The organism is Candidatus Rokuibacteriota bacterium (assembly GCA_016209385.1).
GTDB lineage: Bacteria > Methylomirabilota > Methylomirabilia > Rokubacteriales > CSP1-6 > JACQWB01.
The window spans coordinates 21,099-27,251 of record JACQWB010000171.1; the positions used below are offsets into that span (position 1 = coordinate 21,099).

A 6,153-nucleotide genomic window follows, 5' to 3' on the forward strand; every position below is an offset into this window, starting at 1 on the left:
GCCTCAATCTCCGCGATGAGTGACTGGACTTTCGTATCCATGGCGGTCCCCCGACCTCGGTGTGGGGTCTGCCCTCACGATAGCACATTCCGGCGGGGCTGAGGAGGCCCGAAGCTGCCAGGTGAGCAGCTCGTCGTTGACGCGAAGCCAGCGACCCTCCTGCTCGGCGAAGGCGCGCTCGACCGCCAGGAGGCGTTCGATGAGCAGGCCCTTGGTCCATCGCCGATACCGCTGCCGGGCGCGGGCGATGTCGCGCTGGGCGTTGACGCGGGGACGGGCGGCGCCGGGAGGCTCGGGTCGCGGTGTCCGCCGTGCTGGCCGCGTGCCGTTCCAGCGACGGTGCTGCTCGTAGTACGTGCGGGCCTCGGGGTTCCCAAGGATGGCGCTCGTTGAGATCCCTCGGCCTGTGGGATCGATCGCCTTGGACGTGGTGGCGATGGAGGCGAGGGAGACGGCCTGCTGGGCGGTCGCGAGGGCATCGACCGCGTGGCGGACGTGCTCGAGCGTCCGCTGCCGTCTGGGCGCGTAGACCTTCTCGCGGAGCCAGGCCGGGGCCTCGTGGTCAGGGAGCGATCTGGATGTGGGCGGCATTGGCGGCGTCCCTCCGGTAGGCGTCGATCTGGGCCATTTCGTCGAGCTCGGTGTCGCAGTCGCGGACGAGCTGCTTCATCCGCTCGGCGTCGGGATAGAGGCCGTCGTCGATGGCGAGCGCGACTTGGGCTTGGGCCCAGGCGCGGTGGCGTTCGACCTGGGACCGCTTGGCCGTGGCGTAGCTGTAGATGGAGAGCTGGAGTGAGGCTTCGACTTGGAGCGACCTCCCCCGGGTGTGGCATAATCCGCGCACCCCCGCTACTGGACGAGGCGCGATCGCAGCGCTAATATTCGGCTATTCCGCCTGGTCTCGGAGGTGCTCCGCGCCATCGAGGCCGGGGTCTTCCACCCGGTGGTGGGCTGGTACTGCTACGACTGCCCCTACCGGAGCCGGTGCTGGGCGTGGGGGTGATATGGGAGCAGGCATGCAGACTCATGGGATCGAACTCTCCACCGCACACTCGGCGGCAGTGACGCTGCGGCCACGCCCCTCGTCCGGCCCAGCCGTGTGATCTCCTCCTCGCGGCCGGGTGCTCACGCGGCGTCAGTATTGCCCTTGACCCGCGCTTCATCTGCGCTGTAGCATCCGGCCATGCTCCTGGGGGGGCGCCTGACGCCGAGGGAGCCGGCCCGGCAGCCGCCGGCGCGGGTTCGGCCCGAGCCGGGCCCGGGCGGGAGAAGAGGGCTTTAATACCGCCTATGCTCAGTACGGCGTGGCTGCATGCGGCGCTTAAGGCGTTTCGGAGCTACCTGTTGGCGCTTGAAAGCGCTCACAGGCCGATAGGTCGCGTAAACGGAAAGGAGCGGGAACCATGGCAGCGGACAGGGGACGACTGATCTCGCGACGAGACTTGGTCAAGGTGACCGGCGTGGGGGCGTTGGCGGCGGCCCTCGGGGCTAACGTCGTGATCCCAGGACGGGCCCGCGGCGCGCCCGTCAAGGCTCGGGCCCTATTCTTCGATGTGGGCGGGACAATCCTGGACTGGTCCGTCATGCCAGAGAAGATCACGAAATTCTTCGCAGACAGGGGAGTGAAGGTCGATGGAAAGGCGTTCTGGCCCGCCTGGCGGACCAAGCTGTTTTTCTACATGATGTATAACACCATGATCGGGAGTGGCTTCATCCCGCTCGAGGAACTGGCGAGAAGAGCCACCATCGCCCTCACCAAAGCTCAAAAGACAGACCTCAAGCCGGCGGACGCGGGTGGAGTGCTCCCGTTACTGGGTGAGCTTGATGTCTACCCGGATGTGATGCCGGGTCTCCAGAAAATGCGGGAGCTGGGGTACCAGCTGGTTCCCCACACGCAACTCAGTAGCGAGGTGCTCAAGAAGGCGTTGTTGGATCGGTTCAGATGGGACTGGTACTTCACGTCTGAGACGTTCGCTGTATACAAGCCTCACCGAAGCATATACCTCAAGGCCATCGAGGCGATGGGCCTCGACCGCGCCGAAGTCATCTACGTCACTTCAAACCAGTTCGATGTCTTCGGCGCCAAGGGAGCGGGGTTCCGAACCGCGTGGGTCGGCAGATGGAATGAGCCGCTAGAACCCTACGGGTACGCTCCTGACTGGCACGTGAAGGACTTCGTTGAGCTTGCGAAAGTCCTTGAGACCGAGAAACCGTAGGCTCCGGTCTATAGCGTTCGGGTCATGGTTCTGGGGGGGCGCCTGACGCGAGGGGGCCGGCCCGGCAGCCGCCGGCGCGGGTTCGGCCGGGAGCCGGACTGGGGGACCGGCGGAGGAGGGCTTTTATCGTGCCTATGCTCTGGCGACACGAGACCATGACCGGCTCAGGACGGGCCCGAAGCTGGGGGAATGCGAACGAAAAGTCAGAGGGTTACGCCCTGGGAGGTCCCATCTTTCTCCTTGACAGCCTCCTCATGCGCCCCGTAGCTTCTCCTCATGCGCCTAATACCTTGTTCCATATTGCGCGCACCCAACCAGTCTCCTGAAAGGAGGTCGCCATGAGAAGAATCAGCAGCCTCGTCGCGTGCCTCGTCCTCGTGCTCTCCGTCGCCATCGCCGCCTGGGCGGAGCCGCTGTCGTCCGCCCGGCCCGAGGACGTAGGGCTTTCTTCCGAGCGGCTCGCGCGGATCGGCCCGGTGCTCAAGGCCGAGATCGAGCGCGGCAAGTTCCCCGGGGCGGTCGCGCTGGTGGCCCGCAAAGGCCGTGTCGCCTACTTCGAAGCCTTGGGGCTCCGGGACAAGGCGGCCGGCGCGCCGATGACGAAGGACGCGATCTTCCGCATCTACTCGATGACGAAGCCCCTGGCGTCCGTAGCGGCAATGATGCTCGTGGAAGACGGCCGGATCGTCCTCACCGACCCGGTCTCGAAGTATCTTCCGGAGTTCTCGAAGCGCCAGGTCAGCGTACCCAAGGCGGACTCCACCTTCGGCCGGGTGACGTACACCCTCGTGCCGGCCGAGCGAGAGCCGACCGTCCAGGACCTGCTTCGCCACACGTCCGGCCTGGTCTACGGCGAGATCACGGTGAACGCCCCGGTGAAGGAGGCCTATGCGAAGGCAGGCGTGTTCCAGCCGCAGGGGCTGCCGTTCGACGCCAGAGGCGTGACGCCCGCCGAGCAGGTCGAGCGTCTGGCCAAGGCGCCCCTCGCGCACCAGCCGGGAACCGTCTGGGAGTACAGCTTCGCCACCGATGTCGTCGGTCGCGTCGTCGAGGTGGCCTCGGGGATGACGCTCGGGCAGTTCCTCGAGAAGCGCCTCTTCGCGCCGCTCAAGATGGTCGACTCCGGGTTTTCGGTCCCGAGGGACAAGATGGCGCGGCTGGCGCAGACCGCGCCCGACCATCCGATCAAGGTCATCGACGTGTCGGCCGCACCGAAGAACGACTCCGGCGGGGCGGGCGCGGTGTCGACGGCGATGGATTACGCGCGCTTCTGCCAGATGCTGCTGAACGGCGGGCGGCTCGACGGCGCTCGCGTCCTCAGCCGGGCCACCGTGAGCCTGATGACGTCGGATCACCTTGCCGGGATCAGCACGCCGGTCACCCCCGGCCAGCTGCTGCTCGGGACGCCGGGCTACACCTTCGGCCTCGGCTTCGCGGTGCGGCAGGGCGCGGGCGTGGCGGGCGTGCCCGGCTCGGCCGGGGAGTACATGTGGGCGGGCTTCGCCGGCACATATTTCTGGGTCGATCCCAAGGAGGAGCTCGTCGGCGTCTTCATGACCCAGGCCCCGAGCCCCGAGCGGGCCTACTACCGGAAGCTCTTCAAGCAGCTCGTCTACCAGGCGATCACCGACTAGCGGCCGACGAGCGGTCGGGCGGGGTGGGCGCCGGGCGCATCCCGTCCGGCGCCCACCTTATGGTCCGCGCCAGCTGGCCCGGAGTTGGAGACGCGCGCGCTGTGACCCCCAACTCTCGCAGGAGGTGGACGCCATGAACGTGGCCGGCCGAATCACCGTGTTCCTGCTGCTCGCCCTCGCGCTGGTCGTGATCCCCGCTCACGCATGGGACCGGGGTCAGGTCACGACCTTCGCGACCTTGCCGCCCGGCGTCGCCAACCCCGAAGGCATCACCGTGGACGCGAAGGGCAACGTCTACGTGACCACCTTCGCCGTCGGCGGCACCAGCAGCGGCACGGGCCAGCTGTTCGTGTTCGCCCCGAGCGGGACGCTCCTCCGCCAGGTCAACGTCCAGAACTCGAGCCCGCTCCTGCTGGACCTCGCCTTCCACCCCCAGACGAACCGGCTCCTCGTGATCGATTTCGGGGGCAAGCAGGTCCTGGACGTCAACCCCGTCACCGGCAAGTCGAAGGTGTTCACGACGATCCCCGGCGGGTCGGCCGCCGGGCCCAACGTCCTGACCTTCGACGCCGCCGGCAACGTCTACGTCTCCGATTCCTTCCAGGGCGTCGTCTGGCGCACCGGGCCGCAGGGGGGCGCGGTGATCGCGTGGGTGTCGAGCCTGCTGCTCCAGACCACCGGCGTGCCGCCGTTCGGCGCCAACGGGCTGGCCTTCAACAACGCCGGGACAGCGCTGTTCGTGGCCAACACCGGCAACGACACGGTGGTGAAGGTCCCGGTCGTGAGTGGCGGGAACGCCGGCACGCCGGAGGTCTTCGTCAACAGCATCAACGGGGCCGACGGGCTGATCATCGACGCCAGCGACAACCTCTGGGTGGCGGCCAACCAGGCCGACGAGATCGTCGTTCTCGACCCGACGGGCCGGGTCATTGCGAAGCTCGGCGACTTCGGGGGGATCGACGCGAACGGCGCGCCGATCGGGCTGCTCTTCCCGGCGAGCCTCGTGCGGCACGGCGACGTGATCTACGTCACCAACCTCTCGCTCGATCTCAGGCTGTTCGGCCTCGCGCAGCCGGTCGACGCGCAGTGGGCGGCGCAGGTCACGTTGCACACGATCAGCAAGCTGAGCGCCGTGATCCCGCCGGTCCCCGGCCTCCCGTAGCGATGGCGGTCGGTTCGTAGCCACGGAGTGGCATGACGACGCCACGTACTTCGGCTTGACGCGCGTCCCGGTTTCGTAGTAGCGGTGTCCCCGCCTCGGCGCCCTGGTTGTCGTGGCCTCTCGCTCGCCAGCGAGGAGGGAATGAAGATGCGCGGCTCTATCCGTCCCACCCGGCGTGGTCATCGTCTGGCCCAACGAATCCTGGCGACCGTCGCCCTGCGGCCATGATCCCGCAGCGCGCCCAGGCGATCTTTGTATACGGATCCACCATGTTCTTGTCGCATCTGCGCCAGATTGTCGACCTGACGGCGAAGCACCGGCTGCCCGACATCTATTGGACCAGAGACGCCGTGGCCATGGGGGGCTTGATGTCCTATGGCGTGAACGGGCCCGACTTATTTAGGCGCGCCGCCGCCTACGTCGACAAGATCTTGAAGGGCGCCAAGCCGGCGGACCTGCCCGTGGAGCAGCCGACGAAGTTCGAGCTAGTGGTGAATGCGAGGACCGCCAAGGCGCTCGGCCTCACCATCCCGCCCTCGATCCTCATCAGGGCAGATCAGGTTATCGAATGATCTCCCGGCGAATGTTCATCGCCACTACTAGCTGCGCCCGGCGTCTCCGAGCCCCAGGGCGAGGCTCCTGGCAACCCGCGCTCCTGGGCCTGGGCCGATCTGATGCGACGCGCCTTCGAACTGGATGTGCTCGCCTGCCCGCGCTGTGGCAGCCGCATGCGGCTGATCGCCACCATCGAGGACCCGCGGGTCATCCGCCAGATCCTCGTCCACCTGGGACTCCCGGCCGAGGTCCCCCAGCCCCGGCCGCCGCCGGCTCGCCACGCTGACCTATTTTCCACCATCCCCACCTGACCGTTTCCCTGCTGGGATCGAGCGCTCCGCCGCCCTCTGCCGCCGCGCCGCCGCAGCCACGCCTCTCGTGCGGCCCGAGGGGCCAATCCTCTCCTCGCCGCCGACTGCCTCCCCTCGTCAGCGTTTCCGTTAACTGGCCCTTCATCCGCGCTGGAGCATCGGGGCCATGGTCTGGGAGGGTCTCCTGACGCGGGGAGGGCGAGGCCCGGTAGCCGACCGGACGGGTTCGGCCCCGGGGCGGGGCCGGCGGCAGAGGGCTTTTATCCTTCCTATGC

General features: G+C 67.6%; 7 protein-coding genes. 5 read left to right on the top strand and 2 right to left on the bottom strand.

Translation table 11 applies throughout. The features are described 5' to 3' along the window. Positions 1-3: 3 nt before the first annotated feature. On the bottom strand, positions 4-591 hold the full coding sequence (locus HY726_12010; protein MBI4609720.1) for a hypothetical protein: 588 nt from the start codon (positions 589-591) through the stop codon (positions 4-6). Next, a complete protein-coding gene (locus tag HY726_12015) occupies positions 563-844 on the bottom strand; it encodes a hypothetical protein (protein ID MBI4609721.1) in 282 nt (93 codons plus the stop codon). The genes HY726_12010 and HY726_12015 overlap by 29 nt, the downstream gene beginning before the upstream one ends. A 559-nt stretch (positions 845-1,403) precedes the next feature. Here HY726_12015 and HY726_12020 point away from each other — a divergent pair. The 5 genes from HY726_12020 to HY726_12040 all read left to right on the top strand — a co-directional run bounded on the left by HY726_12020 (position 1,404) and on the right by HY726_12040 (position 5,878). Continuing rightward, complete coding sequence (locus tag HY726_12020; protein MBI4609722.1) at positions 1,404-2,216, top strand: HAD hydrolase-like protein; 813 nt, start codon at positions 1,404-1,406, stop codon at positions 2,214-2,216. A 338-nt stretch (positions 2,217-2,554) separates the two neighbouring features. Next, positions 2,555-3,850, top strand: coding sequence for a beta-lactamase family protein (locus HY726_12025; GenBank protein MBI4609723.1), 1,296 nt, complete (start codon positions 2,555-2,557; stop codon positions 3,848-3,850). Positions 3,851-3,983: 133 nt separating this feature from the next. Next, on the top strand, positions 3,984-5,012 hold the full coding sequence (locus HY726_12030; GenBank protein ID MBI4609724.1) for an SMP-30/gluconolactonase/LRE family protein: 1,029 nt from the start codon (positions 3,984-3,986) through the stop codon (positions 5,010-5,012). 224 nt (positions 5,013-5,236) lie between these two features. Next, positions 5,237-5,584: a hypothetical protein gene (locus tag HY726_12035; GenBank protein ID MBI4609725.1), complete on the top strand. Its 348-nt coding sequence runs from the start codon at positions 5,237-5,239 to the stop codon at positions 5,582-5,584. A gap of 102 nt (positions 5,585-5,686) precedes the next feature. Then, the gene (locus HY726_12040) at positions 5,687-5,878 is read left to right on the top strand and encodes a hypothetical protein (GenBank protein ID MBI4609726.1); all 192 of its coding nucleotides are present in this window, start codon (positions 5,687-5,689) and stop codon (positions 5,876-5,878) included. The last annotated feature ends 275 nt before the right edge of the window (positions 5,879-6,153 follow it).

Excerpts from the sequence above, each read along its gene's own strand:
- HY726_12025 (MBI4609723.1), top strand. The coding sequence starts at position 2,555 with ATGAGAAGAATCAGCAGCCTCGTCGCGTGCCTCGTCCTCGTGCTCTCC.
- HY726_12035 (MBI4609725.1), top strand. The coding sequence starts at position 5,237 with ATGATCCCGCAGCGCGCCCAGGCGATCTTTGTATACGGATCCACCATG.
- HY726_12030 (MBI4609724.1), top strand. The coding sequence starts at position 3,984 with ATGAACGTGGCCGGCCGAATCACCGTGTTCCTGCTGCTCGCCCTCGCG.
- HY726_12040 (MBI4609726.1), top strand. The coding sequence starts at position 5,687 with ATGCGACGCGCCTTCGAACTGGATGTGCTCGCCTGCCCGCGCTGTGGC.
- HY726_12010 (MBI4609720.1), bottom strand. The coding sequence starts at position 591 with ATGCCGCCCACATCCAGATCGCTCCCTGACCACGAGGCCCCGGCCTGG.
- HY726_12020 (MBI4609722.1), top strand. The coding sequence starts at position 1,404 with ATGGCAGCGGACAGGGGACGACTGATCTCGCGACGAGACTTGGTCAAG.